14 protein-coding genes are annotated in these 18925 nt (G+C 65.5%); 7 read left to right on the top strand and 7 right to left on the bottom strand.

Annotated features, from left to right (window positions below):
* Positions 1 to 107: 107 nt before the first annotated feature.
* Positions 108 to 893: a trans-aconitate 2-methyltransferase gene (locus tag NIBR502772_RS13295; protein ID WP_141140565.1), complete on the bottom strand. Its 786-nt coding sequence runs from the start codon at positions 891 to 893 to the stop codon at positions 108 to 110.
* Positions 894 to 990: 97 nt separating this feature from the next.
* On the opposite strand from NIBR502772_RS13295, the gene NIBR502772_RS13290 reads away from it, so the two are divergent.
* The 4 genes from NIBR502772_RS13290 (at position 991) to NIBR502772_RS13275 (ending at position 6834) form a co-directional block, all read left to right on the top strand.
* Positions 991 to 3537: an RNA helicase gene (locus tag NIBR502772_RS13290; RefSeq protein ID WP_141140564.1), complete on the top strand. Its 2547-nt coding sequence runs from the start codon at positions 991 to 993 to the stop codon at positions 3535 to 3537.
* A gap of 11 nt (positions 3538 to 3548) precedes the next feature.
* Positions 3549 to 4919 carry a CoA transferase gene (locus NIBR502772_RS13285; protein ID WP_141140563.1) on the top strand — a complete coding sequence of 457 codons (1371 nt, stop codon included), beginning with the start codon at positions 3549 to 3551 and terminating at the stop codon, positions 4917 to 4919.
* A 45-nt stretch (positions 4920 to 4964) separates the two neighbouring features.
* Positions 4965 to 5465, top strand: coding sequence for a GNAT family N-acetyltransferase (locus NIBR502772_RS13280; protein WP_141140562.1), 501 nt, complete (start codon positions 4965 to 4967; stop codon positions 5463 to 5465).
* A 79-nt stretch (positions 5466 to 5544) separates the two neighbouring features.
* On the top strand, positions 5545 to 6834 hold the full coding sequence (locus NIBR502772_RS13275) for an alpha/beta fold hydrolase (protein WP_141142072.1): 1290 nt from the start codon (positions 5545 to 5547) through the stop codon (positions 6832 to 6834).
* On the opposite strand, the gene NIBR502772_RS13270 is transcribed toward NIBR502772_RS13275, so the two are convergent.
* The 4 genes from NIBR502772_RS13270 to coaE all read right to left on the bottom strand — a co-directional run bounded on the left by NIBR502772_RS13270 (position 6820) and on the right by coaE (position 13009).
* Entirely contained in the window at positions 6820 to 8241 is a 1422-nt protein-coding gene (locus tag NIBR502772_RS13270; protein WP_141140561.1) for an MFS transporter, read from the bottom strand. The two genes, NIBR502772_RS13275 and NIBR502772_RS13270, sit on opposite strands and share 15 nt — an antisense overlap.
* Positions 8242 to 8358: 117 nt before the next feature.
* Positions 8359 to 9387, bottom strand: coding sequence for a TerC family protein (locus NIBR502772_RS13265; protein ID WP_104061414.1), 1029 nt, complete (start codon positions 9385 to 9387; stop codon positions 8359 to 8361).
* A gap of 228 nt (positions 9388 to 9615) precedes the next feature.
* Positions 9616 to 11715, bottom strand: a complete 2100-nt coding sequence (uvrB, locus tag NIBR502772_RS13260; protein ID WP_141140560.1) for an excinuclease ABC subunit UvrB — start codon at positions 11713 to 11715, stop codon at positions 9616 to 9618.
* Positions 11716 to 11794: 79 nt separating this feature from the next.
* Positions 11795 to 13009 carry a dephospho-CoA kinase gene (gene coaE / locus NIBR502772_RS13255; protein WP_141140559.1) on the bottom strand — a complete coding sequence of 405 codons (1215 nt, stop codon included), beginning with the start codon at positions 13007 to 13009 and terminating at the stop codon, positions 11795 to 11797.
* Positions 13010 to 13098: 89 nt separating this feature from the next.
* Here coaE and NIBR502772_RS13250 point away from each other — a divergent pair, with 89 nt between their 5' ends.
* From NIBR502772_RS13250 to NIBR502772_RS13240, 3 genes are read left to right on the top strand one after another with little or no spacing between them, the layout of a single operon-like run.
* Positions 13099 to 13788 (top strand): YigZ family protein, encoded by a 690-nt coding sequence (locus NIBR502772_RS13250; protein ID WP_141140558.1) that lies wholly within the window; start codon positions 13099 to 13101, stop codon positions 13786 to 13788.
* Positions 13772 to 14317 carry a GNAT family N-acetyltransferase gene (locus tag NIBR502772_RS13245; protein WP_141140557.1) on the top strand — a complete coding sequence of 182 codons (546 nt, stop codon included), beginning with the start codon at positions 13772 to 13774 and terminating at the stop codon, positions 14315 to 14317. The genes NIBR502772_RS13250 and NIBR502772_RS13245 overlap by 17 nt, the downstream gene beginning before the upstream one ends.
* A 9-nt stretch (positions 14318 to 14326) precedes the next feature.
* Complete coding sequence (locus NIBR502772_RS13240; RefSeq protein WP_141140556.1) at positions 14327 to 15733, top strand: FAD-binding oxidoreductase; 1407 nt, start codon at positions 14327 to 14329, stop codon at positions 15731 to 15733.
* Positions 15734 to 15870: 137 nt separating this feature from the next.
* On the opposite strand, the gene rpsA is transcribed toward NIBR502772_RS13240, so the two are convergent.
* Both rpsA and NIBR502772_RS13230 read right to left on the bottom strand, forming a co-directional pair.
* Positions 15871 to 17349: a 30S ribosomal protein S1 gene (gene rpsA / locus NIBR502772_RS13235; protein WP_056339708.1), complete on the bottom strand. Its 1479-nt coding sequence runs from the start codon at positions 17347 to 17349 to the stop codon at positions 15871 to 15873.
* 235 nt (positions 17350 to 17584) lie between these two features.
* Positions 17585 to 18874 carry a GNAT family N-acetyltransferase gene (locus NIBR502772_RS13230; protein WP_141142071.1) on the bottom strand — a complete coding sequence of 430 codons (1290 nt, stop codon included), beginning with the start codon at positions 18872 to 18874 and terminating at the stop codon, positions 17585 to 17587.
* Positions 18875 to 18925 lie beyond the last annotated feature (51 nt).

The following is an 18925-nucleotide window of genomic DNA, read 5'->3' as shown; positions in this document are numbered from 1 at the left end:
CCGGCCATTTGCCATCCCCAGAAGCCGCTGTCGTCATTGTAACCAGCATCACATTCTCTTCTCAGTCATAAGGCATTACCGACCAGAGAACTTCAAACGAATGGAGTTTATGCGCGTGGCTGCTTTTGCGCCACGGCAAAGATCCGCCGGAACGGAAACACCGTGCCATGTGCCGTTGCCGGGTATGCGGCCCGCAGGGCTGCAGCATACTCCGCTTCAAAGACGTGCCCGTCCTCGGCCGAAAGAGCCGCCGCGACCGGGCGCAACGCCGTGCCGCGCACCCAGTCCAGCACCGGATCCGTCCCTGTGAGGACCTGCTGGTAGGTGGTTTCCCAGGCGTCTGCCGTGCAGCCCGCGTCCAGCATGACGCTGAGGTAGTCTGCGGGCTCCCCCACAGACTCTCCACCGCGAAGTACGCCGTCGAGCTGGGGCGACCACCGTGCCGAACCTGCAAGTTCCCGCAGCAGGGCATGGGACGGGGCATTGAAGTTCCCCGGCACCTGCATGGCGAACCAGGCACCGGGCTTGAGCGCCGCCAGCCAGCCCGCCAGCATCTCCTGATGCCCCGGCACCCACTGAAGCGCGGCATTGGTGACCACCACGTCCGTTTCAGCCGGGGGCGTCCAGGCTGCGATATCCGCCAGCCCGAAGCTGAGGCCCGCATGCCTGGCGGCGTGCGCGGCGGCCTTGTCCAGCATCTCCCTGGACGAATCGAGCCCCGCCACTTGCGCTTCCGGCCATCTCCGGGCAAGGGTGGCCGTGAGGTTTCCCGGACCACATCCCAGGTCCACAACGTGCTGTGGCCGATCGGCCTGGATCCGCCCCGTCAGGTCGAAAAACGGCCGGTCACGGTAATCGCCGAACTGGACGTACTTTACGGGGTCCCACTTCACAGTTACCTCCATCGCCGGGTGCTGTCTGGCAGTACCGCGAGCCTAACCCGGGCCCGCCCGGATATCCGGCACCGGCTGGGCACTAAGCTGGAAATCAATGAAACTCGTTGACCAGCTGCCTGTCCTGTCCGCCTCAGACCCCTCCGGCGCAGGCATCGACCCGGACGCCCTCTACACCCAATTCCTTGAGTGGACCGAAAGCCGGGGCCTGGAACTGTACGCTGCCCAGGACGAGGCCATCATGGAGCTCGCCACCGGGGCCAACGTCATCCTCGCCACCCCGACGGGCTCCGGCAAATCGCTGGTGGCCATCGCGGCGCACTTCCAGGCCATGGCGCGGGGCCAGCGCAGCTACTACACCGCCCCCATAAAAGCGCTGGTCTCGGAGAAGTTCTTTGCCCTGTGCGACATCTTTGGTGCAGAAAACGTCGGCATGATCACGGGTGACTCCGGCGTCAACCAGAACGCACCGATCATCTGCTGCACGGCAGAAATCCTCGCGAACATCGCCCTCCGCGAAGGGGCCGACGCCGAACTCGGTGCGGTCATCATGGACGAATTCCATTTCTACTCCGACCCCCAGCGTGGGTGGGCCTGGCAGGTCCCGCTGCTGGAGCTCCCCCAGGCCCAGTTCCTTCTGATGTCCGCCACCCTGGGTGATGTCAGCCGGTTCGAGGCCGGCATCACCGAACTTACGGGCCGCCCCACCACCACCGTCAGTTCAGCCGAGCGCCCCATTCCGCTGCATTACTACTACCACCAGACGCCCGTCCACGAGACACTCGAGGAACTCCTCTCCACGCGCCAGGTGCCCGCCTATGTGGTGCACTTCAGCCAGATCGAGGCCATTGACCGGGCCCAGACACTGATGAGCATCAACGTGTGCACCCGCGAGGAGAAGGACAGGATCGCGGAGCTGATCGCGAATTTCCGTTTCGCCGCAGGCTTCGGCAAGACGCTCAACCGCCTGGTCCGGCACGGTATCGGGGTCCATCACGCCGGCATGCTGCCGAAGTACCGCAGGCTCGTGGAGCAGCTCGCCCAGGCGGGCCTGCTCAAGGTGATCTGCGGTACGGACACACTGGGCGTGGGGATCAACGTGCCCATCCGCACCGTGTTGCTCACCGCACTGAGCAAGTACGACGGCGTCCGCACCCGCCCGCTTAACTCCCGGGAGTTCCACCAGATTGCCGGAAGGGCCGGCCGCGCCGGGTATGACACCGCGGGGACAGTGGTGGTCCAGGCACCCGAGCACGTCATCGAAAACGTGAAGGCGATGGCCAAGGCCACCGCCAAGTTTGGTGACGACCAGAAGAAGCTCCGCCAGGTGGTCAAAAAGAAGCCGCCGGAGGGCTTCGTCTCCTGGGGGGAACCCACCTTCAAGCGCCTCGTGGAATCCGTGCCCGATCCTCTGACGTCCAGCTTCAGCGTGACGCATTCGATGCTGATGAACCTGATGGAACGGCCCGGCGACCCGTTCACAGCGGCCCGCCGGCTGCTGACCGAAAACCACGAGACGCGGTCCTCACAGCTGCGGCTGATGAAAAAAGCCCTGGGGATCTATCGTGAGCTACTCGCCGCTGAGGTGGTGGAGCGCATCCCGGTAGAAGAGCAGGGCCATGACGGCAGGACAGTACGGCTCACCGTCCATCTGCAGGCCAATTTTGCCCTGAACCAGCCGCTCTCGCCGTTTGCGCTGGCGGCGCTGGAGCTCCTTGACCCGGATTCGCCGTCGTACGCCCTGGACGTGGTGTCCGTGATCGAGGCGACGCTCGAAAAGCCCCGCCAGATCCTCTCCGCGCAGCAGAAGAAGGCCCGCGGGGAAGCGATTGCGGCGATGAAGGCCGACGGCATCGAGTACGACCAGCGCATGGCCATGCTGGAGGAAGTCACCTATCCGCAGCCGCTCGCCGAACTCCTGGGCGAAGCCTTCGAGGTCTACCGCAAGGCAGCGCCCTGGGTGGGCGACTTTGAACTGGCGCCCAAGTCCGTGGTCCGCGACATGTACGAGCGGGCCATGAACTTCGGCGAATTTGTCCAGTTCTACGGGCTGGCCCGCTCCGAGGGCATTGTGCTGCGCTACCTCGCCGACTGCTTCAAGGCGCTGCGCCAGACCGTACCGCAGGACATGCTGCGGGAGGACCTTGAAGACCTCATCGCCTGGCTTGGCGAGCTGGTGCGGCAGGTGGACTCCAGCCTCCTGGACGAATGGGAGGAGCTGACGTCCGGCGCGATGCCCACGCCGCACGACGCTCCCCCTCCCCCGCCGCCGTCGCTGACGTCCAACATCCGTGCCTTCCGCGTGATGGTCCGCAACGAGATGTTCCGCCGCGTGGAACTGTTCGCGGACGAAAACGCCGCAGCCCTGGGCGAGCTCGACGGCGGCGCGGGCTGGGATGCCACCCGCTGGGAAGACATCCTGGACGACTACTTCGACGAACACAACGACATTGGTACCGGCCCGGATGCCCGCGGTCCCGGACTGCTCATGATCACCGAAGAGCCAGGGCTTTGGAAGGTCCGGCAGATTTTCGATGATCCGGCGAGCAACCATGACTGGGGCATCTCCGCGGAAGTGGACCTGGCGGCCTCGGATGAAACCGGTACGGCAGTGGTCCGTGTCACCGACGTCAACCGGCTCTAGGCCCTGACCGAATGGACTCCGTCCCCGACCTGACGGACAGCCTTCGGGTTGTGGAAGCCCTGAAGGCCCAGCCCGTGGCACCTTCCAACGGTCCACGGCAGTGGTGGAAGGGCCCGCTGGACGTCGAGGGACTGGCTTTGGGTGCGGTCCAGGCAGCAGCGACGTCGCTGAACGCCCTTGTTGGCGTTCCGGGCAGGTACTCCCTGACATCCGGAGCCACCGCGGCGGCGTTCGATTCGCTGGGACACCTGCGGATCGCGGGCGTCAAACCCGAAGGGTTCGCTCCGACGTCCGGCTTCCGGCGCACGTCGGACGGCTGGATCCGCCTCCACGCCAACTACCCCCACCACGCAGCCCGGCTGACCGCGGCCCTCTCCGTCAGCACACCACAGGACGTGGGACACGCCCTGCTAGGAATGACGTCCGTGGCCGCCGAGGAAGCCATCACGGCAAACAACGGCGTCGCTGCCGCCGTGCGCACACGGGACGAGTGGGTCGCGACCCCCATGCATGCGTCGGCCAGCTCCGGTCCATGGATCAGAATCTCCCGTCCGCCAACGTCAGCCGGTGAAAGTCCGCAGCTCTCCCGGTGGGTTCCATCGGCAGTTCCACGCCACCCCTTGGCCGGCCTCAAGGTGCTGGACCTGACGCGCGTCATTGCGGGGCCCGCTGCCACACGCCTCCTGGGCGCCCTGGGCGCGGACGTCCTGCGCATCGACCCGCCGCAGCTTCCGGAGTTGAGAGATGTGTTCATTGACTCGGGCTTTGACAAGCGCAGCGCCGAGGCGGACCTCCGGGATCCTGCCGCCATGGAAGCGGTCACGCTCCTCATTGAGTCTGCCGACGTGGTGGTCACCGGATACCGCGACGGCGGGCTGGACCCTTTTGGGCTGGCGCCCGAAGCGCTGTTGCTCGCCCGGCCCGACCTCGTGATCGTCACCCTCAGCGCCTGGGGCAGCGGCGGCCCTTGGAACGGACGGCGCGGTTTCGACAGCCTGGTTCAGGCCGCTTGCGGCATTGCCGAACGGTATGGCCGCACGACTGATGACGGGTGGCAGCCGGGGGCGCTTCCAGTGCAGGCACTGGATCATGCCACCGGTTATGGCCTGGCGGCGGCAGCAATTGCCTTGCTGGCCGAACGGCTCCGCAGCGGACGTGGCGGCACTGCACGGCTTTCCCTGGCCCGCACCGCTGAAGAATTGTTCCGGCTGCCCGCAGTGGCCAGTCACGGCGGTTCCCTGCCTGACCCGGAACTCCGCGTGATGGACAGCCCCTACGGCCGCCTGCGATACGTTGGGCTGCCCATCATGGCGGACGGCGTGCCGCTGGAGTACAGCAAGGGACCCGTCCGCTACGGGACATCGCAGCTTCACTGGCACTAGGGAGCCTGGCAGTAAGGATCACGGCCCCGCTAGTAAACTCGGACCATGAGTGTAATCCGCCCCGCCACCCGGCAAGACGTCCCCGCCATTCTGCAGATGATCCACGAACTGGCCATCTACGAGAAGGAACCGGACGCGGTCCGCAACACACCGGAAATGCTGGCTGAGGTCCTGTTCGGCAAGAACCCGCGCGTGTTTGCCACGATGGCTGAGAACAGCGCAGGCGAGGTCCGGGGTTTCGCGCTCTGGTTCCTGAACTACTCCACCTGGGAAGGCGTCCACGGCATCTACCTGGAAGACCTCTACGTCAGCCCGCACGCCCGCGGCGAGGGCCACGGCAAGGCGCTCCTGCAGCACCTGGCCGCCACCGCCGTCGAGAGGGGCTACGCCCGGGTTGAGTGGAGCGTCCTGGACTGGAACGAACCGTCCATCACCTTCTACCGCAGTCTCGGCGCCCGCCCCCTGGATGGCTGGTCCACGTTCCGGCTGACCGGCGACGCGCTGGAGAGCTTTGGCACGAGAACGGCAGCGTCCATCCGTGGCTGAGCAGGACGCTTCCTTTCAAACGACGCAAACGCGGACCCCTGTCCCGCATTTTGTGAAGGCGCGGCACGAATTCCGTGGCATGCGCACCGCCGAGCACTACTTCACCGTTCCCTTGGACCACTTCGCTCCAGGGAGCGGCGACGACCCCGGGACCATCACTGTCTTCGCCCGTGAGTACGTCTCGTCGGCCCACACCCAGGCTGAAGCCGAAGAGCTTCCCTGGCTGGTGTTCCTCCAGGGCGGGCCGGGCGGCCGCGGCAACCGGCTGGCTTCGCTGGGCGGCTGGAGCAAGGCGGCTGCCCGGGACTTCCGGATCCTGATGCTGGACCAGCGCGGCACCGGGCTGTCGACCCCCCTTGACCGGAACACGCTGGCCGCGCGCGGAACGGCCGAAGCACAGGCTGCGTACCTTGAGCATTTCCGTGCGGATTCCATCGTGGCCGACGCGGAGCTCATCCGCGCGGCGCTCGGCTCCGGTCCCTGGAGCATCTACGGCCAAAGCTACGGCGGATTCTGCGCGCTGACGTACCTGTCTTTTGCCCCGGACGGGCTGAAGGAGGCTCTCATCACGGGCGGACTTGCGCCGCTCGCCGGCCATGCCGACGACGTCTACCGCGCCACGTTCGCGCGCGTTGCAGCGCGCAACACCGAGTACTTCAGCTGGTATCCGGAGGACCGCCGGACAGTGAACGCGATCGCATCGCACCTTCGGCAGACAGAGGAGTTCCTTCCCGACGGCGGCCGGCTCACGGTTGAACGGTTCCAGATGGTGGGCTCCTTCCTGGGCGGAAACACGCGGGTGGACGGCCTGCACTACCTGCTGGAAGACGCCTTCACCGAGACGCCACACGGGAACAGGCTCTCCGATGCCTTCCTGGAGCAGGTCCAGGGCATCGTGTCCCGCCTGGCGAACCCGCTCTATGCGCTGCTGCATGAATCCATCTACGGGCAGGGACAGGCGACCGACTGGGCTGCCTGGCGTGTGCTGCAGGAACATCCGGCCTTCCACCCGGATGCGGAGACGCTACTGCTGACCGGCGAGATGGTGTACCCGTGGTATTTCGAACAGGATCCCGCCTTGGTGCCGCTGCGGCAGGTGGCCCATCTGCTGGCCACCAAAGCTGACTGGAAGCCGCTGTATGACCCCCCACAGTTGGCCGCGAACAGCGTGCCGGTCGCCGCCGCGGTTTACCAGGACGACATTTACGTGGACCGCAGCCTGTCACTGGAGACGGCGGCCGCTGTGCGCGGACTCCGGGTATGGGAGACGGCCGACTTCCACCATGACGGCATAGCGGACGACGGCGAGGCTATTTTCGGGCGGCTGCTGGGTATGGTGCGCTCGGGTGCCGGCTCAGCCGGCAGCTGAGCCGGCCGCCGGGCTGCGGCGGCGCGCCACCAGGGCAACGACGGCGGCGGTCAGGACGGCAGCCCCCACCAGTCCGCCTGCCATGTTGAGCCCCAGGTAGCCGGCCCAGCTAAGGATCAGTCCGGAAGTGGCCCCGCCCACCGCACCTGCGGCGCCCATCAGCATGTCCGACACCCCCTGGACCACCACGCGGGACTCCTGGGGGACGCTCTCCGCCAGCAGCGTGGACCCGGAAATGGTGGCCGCAGACCAGCCCATGCCCAGCAGCACAAGCCCCACGGCCACCGCAACAGTGGACGTCTGGCCAAATCCGGCGACGGCGACGGCTGCGATCAGCGTGGCGAAGCCGATCATGATGGTCTCAGTCCTGCCTGCCTTGTCCGTCAGCCAGCCCATAACCGGCGACAACGCGAACATGCCTGCGATATGCAGGGAGATGGTGAAGCCGATGATCACCAGGACATCGCCGGACGCGGCGTGGCCGGCATGGGAGGCACCAGGCCCGGCCACGAGTTCCTGCAAATGCAGCGGGGTCATGGACATCACGCCCACCATCACGGCGTGCGCTCCGACGACGGCGGCAAGCGCCAGCCAGGAAGCCCTGGACTGACGGATTGCCCGCAGCCCGCGGACGAGGGCTCCCCCGACTGCGTTGCGCGCGGTGGCGACTTGCTGATTTGCCGTACGTGGTGGCGTGCCCTGCATCTTCCCGCCAGCTGGCTGGGCGTCGAGATCCAGCGCGGCATGTTCCTGAGTGGCAACATCCTGGGCGGCGATTTCCCGCGCGAGCAGGAGCGGGTCCGGCCTGAGGCCAGCGAAAAGCAGCACAATGGCCAGCAGGAGTCCGGCTGCGGAGATCACGAACGGTCCGGCGACGGGAGGCAGGCCGAGGGCCAGGCCAACCACGGTGCCGGGCTGGATCAGGTTGGGTCCGGCCACGGCACCGACCGTCACAGCCCACACCACTGCGGAAAGCGCCCTGCCACGGTGTTCAGCGTCTGCAAGGTCGACGGCGGCGAAGCGTGCCTGCAGGCTGGCCGCGGTACCCACCCCGATGCCCACCGCCCCCAGCACCAGCAGGACGAACAAGCCGGACACCACCGACAGCACTATCAGAACTGTGCCGGCCAGGGCGGCGGAAAGCCCCGTGACCTGCCCGGCCCGACGGCCCCGCCGGTCCGCCAGCGAAGCAAGGGGCAGTGCTGTCAGCGCGGCCCCCAATGTCATAACCGTGGCAACGGCACCCGCCCACACGCTGGAACCTGAAAGTTCCACGGCCAGGATTGAGCCGATGGAAACCGTTGCTCCCGTGCCGATGCCGGCGAAAACCTGGGCCGCGCTCAGCAGCGCCACGGTGCGCCGCTGCACGTGGCGCACTCCTCTTTCCGTCATCAGCGTGCGGGCCATGGTCCGAGCATAGTCCTGGGCGGCCAGGTCCTACAGGGGGCAGTTAAGCCACTGATCCCGGCCGCAATGCGGCCGGGATCAGTGGAAATGCAGTGTGCGTCAACGAAACGCGACAGCCTACTCGGCTTCGCTGAGGCTCTTCTTGGCGTCTTCCTCGAGGCGGGGGTCCAGGTGGGCCGTCTTTGCCTTGGAGCTCATGAGGCTGGCAATCACGGCAACGATGATGGTGCCCACGATGACGGCCAGGGAGACGAATGTCGGAATCTCCGGGGCCCACTCGATGTGGTTGCCGCCGTTGATGAACGGCAGTTCGTTCACGTGCATGGCGTGGAGCACCAGCTTCACACCGATGAACGCCAGGATGAAGGACAGCGCGTGCTTCAGGTAGATCAGGCGGTTCATCAGGCCACCCAGCAGGAAGTACAGCTGGCGCAGGCCCATCAGGGCGAACAGGTTGGCGGTGAAAACGATGAACGGGCTCTGGGTCAGGCCGAAGATCGCCGGAATCGAGTCGACGGCGAAAAGGAGGTCGGTCAGGCCGATGGTGATGAACACGATCAGCATGGGAGTGAAGACCTTCTTGCCGTCCACCGTGGTGCGCAGCTTGCCGCCGTCGAACTTCTCCGACATGGGGATGACCTTGCGGATCCGGGCGATGAGCGGGTTTTCCTTGTCCTCTTCGTCCTCGCCTTCGTCCTGGGCCTGCTTCCAGGCGGTCCAGAGCAGGAACGCGCCAAAGATGTAGAACACCCAGCTGAACTGCTCGATCACGATGGCGCCGAGGAGGATGAAGATGCCGCGCAGGATCAGGGCGATGATGATGCCCACCATCAGGACTTCCTGCTGGTACTTACGGGGCACGGAGAAGCGGGCCATGATGATGATGAAGACAAACAGGTTGTCGATGCTGAGGCTGTATTCAGTGACCCAGCCGGCCACAAACTGGCCGCCGAATTCGGCGCCAGTAAAGAAGAACATGGCCCCGGCGAACAGCAGGGCCAGGGAGACGTAGAACGCAACCCACAGGCCGGCTTCCTTCATGGAAGGCTCGTGGGGGCGTCGGACGACCAGCAGTAGGTCAATGAGGAGGATCAGGCCAAGGACGACAAGTGAGCCGACCTCGAACCACACGGGTAGTTCGGGCACAGGTTAGCCTTTCGCAGGGTACAGAGAAATGGTGTAAGTCTCTCCGGCCAGCCTGTGCACTTGGTGCTGAAATGGCGGCCCGCTACGCCCGGCCAGGCAACTGTGCCTGGCGTGTTGACGATCGTAGCGCTCGGGATACTCCCCTACGTGACGTTAACTGTACAGCAGGCGTCCCGACAAGCGGAAACATGCCCCGACTGCCACGTCCCTTCGACGCCCGGGGGTGGACTAGGCGTGGCCGGCCGCCTGCATCTGGCGGAGTTCCTTCTTAAGGTCACTGACCTCGTCCCGGATCCGCGCCGCCAGCTCGAACTGGAGTTCGGTGGCAGCGCCGTGCATCTGTTCGGTCAGCTGTTCGATGAGGCCCACGAGGTCTTCGGCCGGTGCCGCGGCGAGGCCGTCCTTGCGGACTTGTGCCGCGCCCTTGGCCGCAGACTTGCCACGTTTGGCGCCCTTGGCCAGCCGGTTGTTGTTGAGCAGCTCCTGGGTGTCGGCGTCTTCCTTGGCAAGTTGGTCGGTAATGTCGGCAATCTTCTTCCGCAGCGGCTGCGGATCGATGCCCCGTTCCGTATTGTAGGCAACCTGGATGGCGCGGCGCCGGTTGGTCTCGTCGATAGCCTTGGCCATGGAGTCGGTGATGCGGTCCGCGTACATGTGGACCTCGCCGGAGACGTTGCGGGCAGCACGGCCGATGGTCTGGATCAGCGAAGTCGCCGAGCGCAGGAAGCCTTCCTTGTCCGCGTCCAGGATGCTCACGAGGGAGACCTCGGGCAGGTCCAGGCCTTCGCGAAGCAGGTTGATGCCCACCAGGACGTCGAAGACACCCATCCGGAGTTCCCGGAGCAGTTCAACGCGTCGGAGGGTGTCCACGTCCGAGTGCAGGTATTCGACCTTGATGCCGTGGCCCAGCAGGTAGTCGGTGAGGTCCTCAGCCATCCTCTTGGTCAGGGTGGTGACCAGGACGCGTTCGTTCTTTGCCGTGCGGGTCTTGATCTCGCCGAGGAGGTCATCGATCTGGCCCTTCGTGGGCTTGACCACCACCTCGGGGTCGATCAGTCCGGTGGGCCGGATGATCTGCTGCACAAAGCCGTCAGCCTTGCCGAGTTCGTACTTGCCGGGTGTGGCCGACAGGTAGACCGTCTGGCCCACGCGTTGGAGGAACTCGTCCCATTTCAGCGGTCGGTTGTCCATGGCCGACGGCAGGCGGAAGCCGAAGTCCACGAGGTTCCGCTTGCGGGACATGTCGCCCTCGTACATGGCACCGATCTGCGGCACGGTGACATGGGATTCGTCGATCACCAGCAGGAAGTCGTCCGGGAAGTAGTCGATGAGGCAGTGCGGAGCGGTCCCGCGGGCACGGCCGTCGATGTGCGACGAGTAATTTTCGATGCCGTTGCAGAAGCCCATCTGCTGCATCATTTCGAGGTCGTAGGTAGTGCGCATCCGGAGCCGCTGCGCTTCCACCAGCTTGTTCTGGCTTTCCAGGACGGCCAGGCGTTCGGCGAGTTCGTCCTCGATCCGCTTGATGGCCCGGGCCATCCGCTCGGGCCCGGCCACATAGTGCGAGGCCGGGAAGACGTACATTTCCTCCTCGTCCCGGATCAGTTCGCCAGTCAGCGGATGGAGAGTGTGGATGTTCTCAATCTCGTCTCCGAAGAATTCGATGCGGATGGCGAGTTCTTCGTACATAGGGATGATTTCCACGGTGTCGCCGCGGACCCGGAACGTGCCGCGGTGGAAGTCCATGTCGTTGCGCGCGTACTGCATGGAGACGAATTTCCGGAGCAGGTCGTCGCGGTTCATCTGCGCCCCCTTGCGGAGCGTGACCATGCCGGCAATGTATTCTTCCGGCGTGCCCAGGCCGTAGATGCAGGACACCGTGGCCACCACAATAACGTCCCGGCGGGTCAGCAGCGCATTGGTGGCGGAGTGGCGGAGCCGTTCCACCTCCTCGTTGATGGACGAGTCCTTCTCAATGAAGGTGTCCGTCTGCGCTACGTAGGCCTCAGGCTGGTAGTAGTCGTAGTACGAAACGAAGTACTCCACCGCGTTGTTGGGCAGGAGTTCACGGAATTCGTTGGCGAGCTGGGCGGCCAGGGTCTTGTTCTGCACCATGACCAACGTGGGCCGCTGGACCTGTTCGATGAGCCAAGCCGTGGTGGCACTCTTGCCGGTACCGGTGGCGCCAAGCAGGACAACGTCCTTTTCGCCATTCCTGATCCGCTCCGTGAGTTCGATGATGGCGGCAGGCTGGTCGCCGGCCGGCTGGAACTCGCTGATGACTTCAAACGGAGCGACGACGCGGTTGATCTCCTGGGCAAGGCTCATGCATCTAATCTACAACCGGGGACCGACAGTGAAAGCCGGATAAGTTACCGGCGAACAGCCAGCCACAGCGGCCGGGAGTTCAGGTGATGTACGACGGCGGCATCCACCCCGTGCGCGCGGCCCAACCGTCCATACGCGGCCATGCGACGTCCGTGAACCACGGCTCCTTCGCCTCCGCATAGGCGTGGGTACCTTTACTGCCGGCAAACTGTTCGGTCAACGCGCGTTTATGGTCTTCATACAAGGCGGCGGCTTCCGGGTCGTTCCTGAGCCAGTCGCGGAAGAGCAGCGCGTAGCGCCAGCCGGACGATCCGGCCGCCCGTACGTGCACGTTGGCGGGGCGGCCGGGGTCCGCGTTGGCGTGGAAGCGTTTTTGCCACTGCGCCGGATCCGGATCCGTCGGTTTCGGAGTGTCGAAGCCAACCCCCGGCACGGCCGGGAAGCCAGCAGCGGCCAGCAGCGGTGCGATCCGGTCCGCGGCGTTGAGATCGGACACCGTGACCTGGAGGTCGATGACGTCCTTGGCGGCCAGGCCAGGAACGGCTGTGGAGCCGATATGGTCCACAGCCAGGATGTCGTCCCGCGCTGCGGCCGTGATTCGGGCGCTAAGCCGTGCAGCCTGGACCGCCCAGTCCTGCTGCGGCACCGACAAGACTGCCATGCCTGCCCTGACCGCCCTGACGCCGCGCCGGAGATTGCGCGCGAACGGCACCAGTCGTTCGGCCCAGAGCCGGTCCACCTGCGCCGTCACGTCCGCCAGTGATCCGGAGTTGTCCAGCACGACGTCGGCAGCGGCCAGCCGCGCCTCGCGCGAGGCCTGGGCAGCCATCCGTGACCGGGCGTCCTCGGCCGTCATGCCGCGGTGGTCGAGCATCCGGGCGATCCTGACGTCATCGGGCGCGTCCACCACAAGGACAAGATGGAAGCCGCTCCCCTGGCCCGTCTCCACGAGCAGTGGAATGTCCTGGACCACAATGGCGCCGGCCGGGGCTGTGGCGATGATCCTGGCCGCGGCGGCCCGGACCAGCGGGTGCACAATGCCGTTCAGCACGGCCAGTTGCGAGGGATTGCCGAACACCACGGAACCCAGCCTGGCCCGATCCAGCCGGCCGTCGCCGTCGAGCATTTCCGCTCCAAACGCTTCCACCACGCTGGCCAGCCCGGGCGTTCCCGGCTCGACCACGTCCCGGGCCAGCGCGTCCGCGTCCACCAGCACCGCACCGAGCTCGGAAAGGCGTGTGGCGACCACTGACTTCCCCGAGGCGATGCCGCCCGTCAAACCGATCTTCAGCATCCAACCACCCTACTAGTGGGCCCACTCCGCCAGGGTTCCCTGGGTGAGCGCAGCGAAGTCAGGGAGTCGGTGGGGCCTAGACTAGGGCGGTGCAAGAGCAAGACAGCCGGGCCACCGCCTACACCACCCTCGCGTCGGGGCCGGAGTTCCGGCACGAGATCGAGATCAAACGCTCCAGGTTCATTACCGTGCTGCGCCGCGCCGAGAATGAGGACACCGCGCGGGACCTGGTGGCCGCCCTGCGCCGCGAGTTCCACGATGCCCGCCACCACTGCTCGGCGTTCGTCCTGGGGCCGGACCGGGACATCCAGCGCTCCAATGACGACGGAGAGCCCTCCGGCACGGCCGGCACCCCCATGCTGGAGGCCATCATCAAAAGGGAAACGGCGCCGGGCGTGACGGACCTCAGCGACGTCAGTGCCGTCGTCGTGCGCTATTTCGGCGGGATCCTGCTGGGGGCGGGTGGGTTGGTGCGTGCATATTCCGAGTCGGTTTCCGCGGCCCTGCAACGGGCCCCACTGGTTCGCCGCAGCCGCCTGCGGATCTGTTCCGCGTCGGTGCCGCACTCCGCCGCGGGACGGCTGGAGAACGACCTTCGCGCGGCGGGGTTTGTGATGGCGGAAACCACCTACGGAGCGCAGGACACCGTCCTTCGCCTGGCCGTGCGTGACGAGGCCGCGGAAGTTTCTGCCGCCACCGATCGCGTGTTGTCGCTCACCGCCGGGAGAACCGTGCTCACGGCGGCCGGAACGGAGTGGATCGATGTCCCGCTGCCCTGAAGTCCATCTGGCAGACGTCGACGACCCCATGCTGGAACGGCTGCTGGAGCTGGCGCAGCTGGACGCGGACCCTGACGAAGTCACCCCGCCGCTGGGCAACGGGACGGGCTGGAATGCCGAACGGATCGAATGGTTCCGGAAATACCACCGTGACGCCATGGCGGGCCTCGACGGCGCGTCCCAGGAGAAGAGCTGGGCCATCGTGGACGGTGGCAGGATCGCCGGCTCCATCAGGCTGAAGCGCACAAGACCCGGCGTCGTGGAGACCGGCATCTGGCTGGGCCGGAGTTTCCGGGGCCAAGGCCTCGGCGGCCTGGCCCTCAAGCTCGTGGCCGCCGCGGCCGCAGCCGCTGGTGCCACCGTGCTCGAGGCGGCAACGACTCCCGCCAACCGGGCGGCCCAGGCGCTGCTGCGTTCGGCCGGCGCGACCCTCTCCGAGGAACGTGGTTCGGTCCGCGCCCGCCTTGGGCTCCTCCAGCCTCCGGAACGTCATCAGGCCAGTCTTCCCGCAGGCATTCCGCAGGAATAGCATCAGGGGATGGACGCTGCTGTTCCTCACCCGGTCACCGAACAACAGGTCTCCCGGCTTCGTTCGGCCCTGAGGCTGCCCGTCACAACGCCCGGGGAGGCGGACTATGCCGGACAAAGCAGGGTCTGGAACGCGATGATCAACCGCCAGCCTTCACTCATCGCCACCTGCACGGACGCAGCGGAAGTCCAGACCGCGGTCCGCTTCGCGCGCGAGCACCAGCTTGATGCTGCCGTACGTTGCGGCGGTCACAGCCTGCCCGGCTTCGGCACCAGCGACGGCGGGATGGTGATTTCTTTGGCGGGGCTAAAGGACATCAGTGTCGACCCTGCCTCCCGGAGGGTCCGGGTGGGAGGCGGCTGCCTTCTCGGAGAGATCGACCAGCACACGCAGGAATTCGGTCTCGCGGTTCCGTCGGGAGTCGTCTCGCATACCGGCATTGGAGGCCTTGCCCTCGGCGGCGGGGTCGGACTGCTTATGCGCAGGTACGGGCTGACAATCGACCACTTGATCTCTGCGGAAGTGGTGACCGCTGACGGCAATCTCCTGCACGCCTCGGCAGATGACAACACCGAGCTGTTCTGGGCACTGCGCGGAGGCGGCGGCAACTTCGGCATCGTCACGGGATTCGAGTTCCAGGCCCAGGAGGTACGCCGGGACGTGCTTGCCCTGCTGCTTGCCTGGCCTCTTGAGCAGGTCCACGAGGTTTTCGAGCGCTACCTTGACTTCGCTGCAGACGCGCCTCGCGAACTCACATCCCTGATATTCCTCTTCAACGTCCCCCGGAGCGATCCGTATCCGGAAGCGATGCATGGAGCGCCAGCCGTCGGCGTGGCCGGGATGTGGTGCGGGGACATTCCTGACGGTTTGGCGGCCGTGCTGCCCCTGCGCGAATACGGTCCACCGAGCATTGATCTCAGCGGCCCGCGGCCGTTCCTGTTCATGCAGTCGATGTCTGACGAGGAGTATCCGTGGGGCCGCCGCTACTACATGAAGACCGGCCTGATGGAAGCACTGCCACGGGCCGCCGTCGACCTGTCAGTGGAGGCCTTCGCCAATGCACCCCACCCGGCCCTGGAGATCGATTTCCACCATCTGGGTGGAGCGATCGGCGACGTGGCCGGTTCTGCTACCGCCTTCGCCCACCGAACAGCCCAGTTCGCGTACGACTTGCCGACGTCGTGGGACAACTCCGTAGACGACCAGTCCATGATCGAGTGGACGAAACGAACGGCACAAGCGCTGGACGCCTATGTGCCGGGTGGCAGCTACCTCAACGTTGAAGCGGACACGGGGCCGGAGGTGAGCCGGCGCGGCTGGGGGGAAAACTGGCAGCGCCTCGTCGCCGTCAAGAGGCAGTACGACCCCACGAACTTCTTCCACCTCAACCCGAACATCGACCCCGCCCGCGGCTGACCCTGGCGCCGGTTGGTCTCTTGGTGCTGGCTGGGCCCCAAGCTGTCGGACACCGCCTACGCGCAAAAGGACCCCCGCCAAACGGCGGGGGTCCTTTCGTGGCTATTCAGCTGTTCCCGGTGAAGGGAGAGGCGGAATTAGTTGCCGGTCAGCTTCTCGCGCAGAGCTGCAAGAGCCTCGTCCGAAGCAAGGGTACCGGCCCCGGCGTTGGACTCGGCAGCAGGCTCGGAGGAGTAGCTGGTGGTGCCGGAATCGCTGTCACCGGACGTTGCAGCTGCAGCGTCATCGGCAGCGTGCTGGGCAACCTGCTTCTTGTGTGCTTCCCAGCGGGTCTGGGCGTCAGCGTACTGCTGCTCCCAAACGGCGCGCTGGTTCTCGTAGCCTTCAAGCCACTCGTTGGACTCCGGGTCGAAGCCCTCCGGGTACTTGTAGTTGCCCTCTTCGTCGTACTCAGCGGACATGCCGTAGAGAGCCGGATCGAATTCGGTGGACTCGGCGTCAACGCCCTCGTTGGCCTGCTTGAGGGAGAGGGAGATGCGGCGGCGCTCGAGGTCGATATCGATGACCTTGACGAACAGCTCGTCACCAACGGAGACAACCTGCTCAGCCAGCTCCACGTGGCGGACTGCCAGTTCGGAGATGTGCACGAGGCCTTCGATGCCGTCTTCGACGCGTACGAACGCACCGAACGGAACGAGCTTGGTGACCTTACCCGGAACAACCTGCCCGAGGGCGTGGGTGCGGGCGAAGGTCTGCCACGGATCTTCCTGCGTAGCCTTGAGCGACAGTGAAACACGCTCGCGGTCCAGGTCGACTTCGAGAACCTCGACAGTGACTTCCTGGCCAACTTCGACAACCTCGGACGGGTGGTCGATGTGCTTCCAGGACAGCTCGGAAACGTGAACGAGGCCGTCTACGCCGCCCAGGTCCACGAAGGCACCGAAGTTGACGATGGAGGAAACGACGCCGGGACGGACCTGGCCCTTTTCCAGCTTGTTGAGGAACGTGGAGCGGACCTCGGACTGGGTCTGCTCGAGCCAGGCACGGCGGGACAGCACAACGTTGTTGCGGTTCTTGTCCAGCTCGATGATTTTGGCTTCGATCTTCTGACCGATGTACGGAGCGAGGTCGCGCACACGGCGCATCTCGACGAGGGATGCGGGCAGGAAGCCGCGCAGACCGATGTCGAGGATAAGACCACCCTTGACAACCTCGATGACGGTACCGGTGACAACACCGTCTTCTTCCTTGACCTTCTCGATGTCGCCCCAGGCGCGCTCGTACTGAGCCCGCTTCTTGGAGAGGATCAGGCGGCCTTCTTTGTCTTCCTTGGTGAGCACCAGGGCTTCGACGAGATCGCCAACGGAGACAACGTCTCCGGGATCAACGTCGTGCTTGATGGACAGCTCGCGGGAGGGAATGACACCTTCGGTCTTGTAACCGATGTCGAGCAGAACTTCATCGCGGTCGACCTTGACGACGGTACCTTCGACGAGGTCTCCGTCGTTGAAGTACTTGATGGTGGCGTCGACTGCTGCGAGGAAGTCCTCAGCGGTACCGATGTCGTTAATGGCGACTACGGGGGTACCGGGCTTCTCGGTGGAGGTGATGGTCATGTAGTAGGGGCTCCGTTGTGGATAGTTAGTCGGTCAGGCAGACCGCCGCGCCCACGTTATGGAACGCAGGCGCAGGTCTTCGGGCGATCGCAGGGATCTTCCGGGTCTTCCTGATTTGTGGATTCTAGAAACGCGCACGTAGTACGCGCCCACTTATTCTAGTCGCAGCGGCCAACGAGGGTCAAAGCGCATGGCAACGACCGGCCCTTGCCGAGCGTGCCTGCAATGCCGGGGCTCAGAAGTGCGTGAGGCAGTGCGTGGCGCGTTCCACCGCGAACATCCCTCGGGCCCGGAGCGCCGCGCCCCGGGTGTGTTCACGGATCCGGCCCGCCGCCGTCAGCGTCACCGGGCTGACAGCACCGAGGTAGATGGATGACAGCGCGGAGACATCCAGCGTCAGGTCCGGATCCTGCGCAGCTTCCAGACGCACGACGGCGGCCTCGCCGCCGCTGACCTCCACGGCAAACGTTCCCGCCGTGAGACCAAGCGGGTCCTGCACCTCGAGCAGCAGTCTGCCGTCCAGCGGGTAATGCCGGGCTTCCAGCGCCCGGGCCACGTCCAGGATGCGGAGCCAGAGCATGTCCCGGCTGTCTGAGGAGTCGATGCAGCGGGGATCGGCCAGTGCCCACGTGAGCGGGTCATCCAGCGGTGCTTCGTCCCACGTGATGCGTTCCACCAGGTCGATGGCGGCCAGGAACTGCCAGAGCTCCAGGTACGCCTCGTTCGTGGCCGCCACGAGGTCCACCACCTGCATGGTGTAGGGCTCGGTGTCCCAGCCAAGGAATTTGTAAGAGACGTAGCCGTCCACGGCGCCGTCGGGGCCGTAGTGCAGTGCCGCCTTGACGGCAGGATCTTCCTTGCCCTCGCGGCCCAAGGACCCTGAAGCAAGCTGGCGATACCAGTCCTGGCGGCCGATCGATCCCGGCGTCAGTCGGTGCACGCGGTCGAAAACCACCGGCGCCAGATCCAGCAGCACTCGCGGGTCCGCGACGTCCACGGTACCGACGGCGTGATGGTTGAGCCGGAACCGGGCGGTGGTGTCCACTTTCACGGTCCGTTCGAAGCTGGCCACGCCGTAGCCAAAGCGCCCATAGATGGAGCCTTCTGACGCTGTCAGGGCGGCCATTGCCAGGCCATCGTTTTTCGCCATGGCCAGGTCCTCGGACATCATCCGGCGCAGCAAGCCGCGCCGCCGATGTGAGGTCCGGACCGTCACGGCTGTGACCAGTTGCGTTTCCAGCAGCCGGCCGAAGCCGATGTTGAGTGTTTTGCGCAGGGTGCCGAAGGTTGCCACCGGTACGTTCGCGGGGAGCGACCCAGGCGCAACTTCCCGCGTCTGGTAGGCGCCGGTGAAGATCCGCCGGTCAGCTGCGTAGGTCTCCAAGGACTTGGCAACATGCTCCGGTGTCCGCGTGGATTCATGGAAGCCAAATGCGACCGCCTTCACCCATGATTCGGCGTCCGGATAACCCGCCTCGCCCTTGGATGCCGCTGGGAAGCGCCGGATTTCGTAGTCATCACTCAGTTCAGCCACACCGCCGAGCCTAACCAATGAATCCGGGGCCTGGCCAGCAGC

The organism is Pseudarthrobacter sp. NIBRBAC000502772, assembly GCF_006517235.1.
Taxonomy (GTDB): domain Bacteria; phylum Actinomycetota; class Actinomycetes; order Actinomycetales; family Micrococcaceae; genus Arthrobacter.
This window is presented reverse-complemented; position numbering and strand designations above follow the sequence as displayed.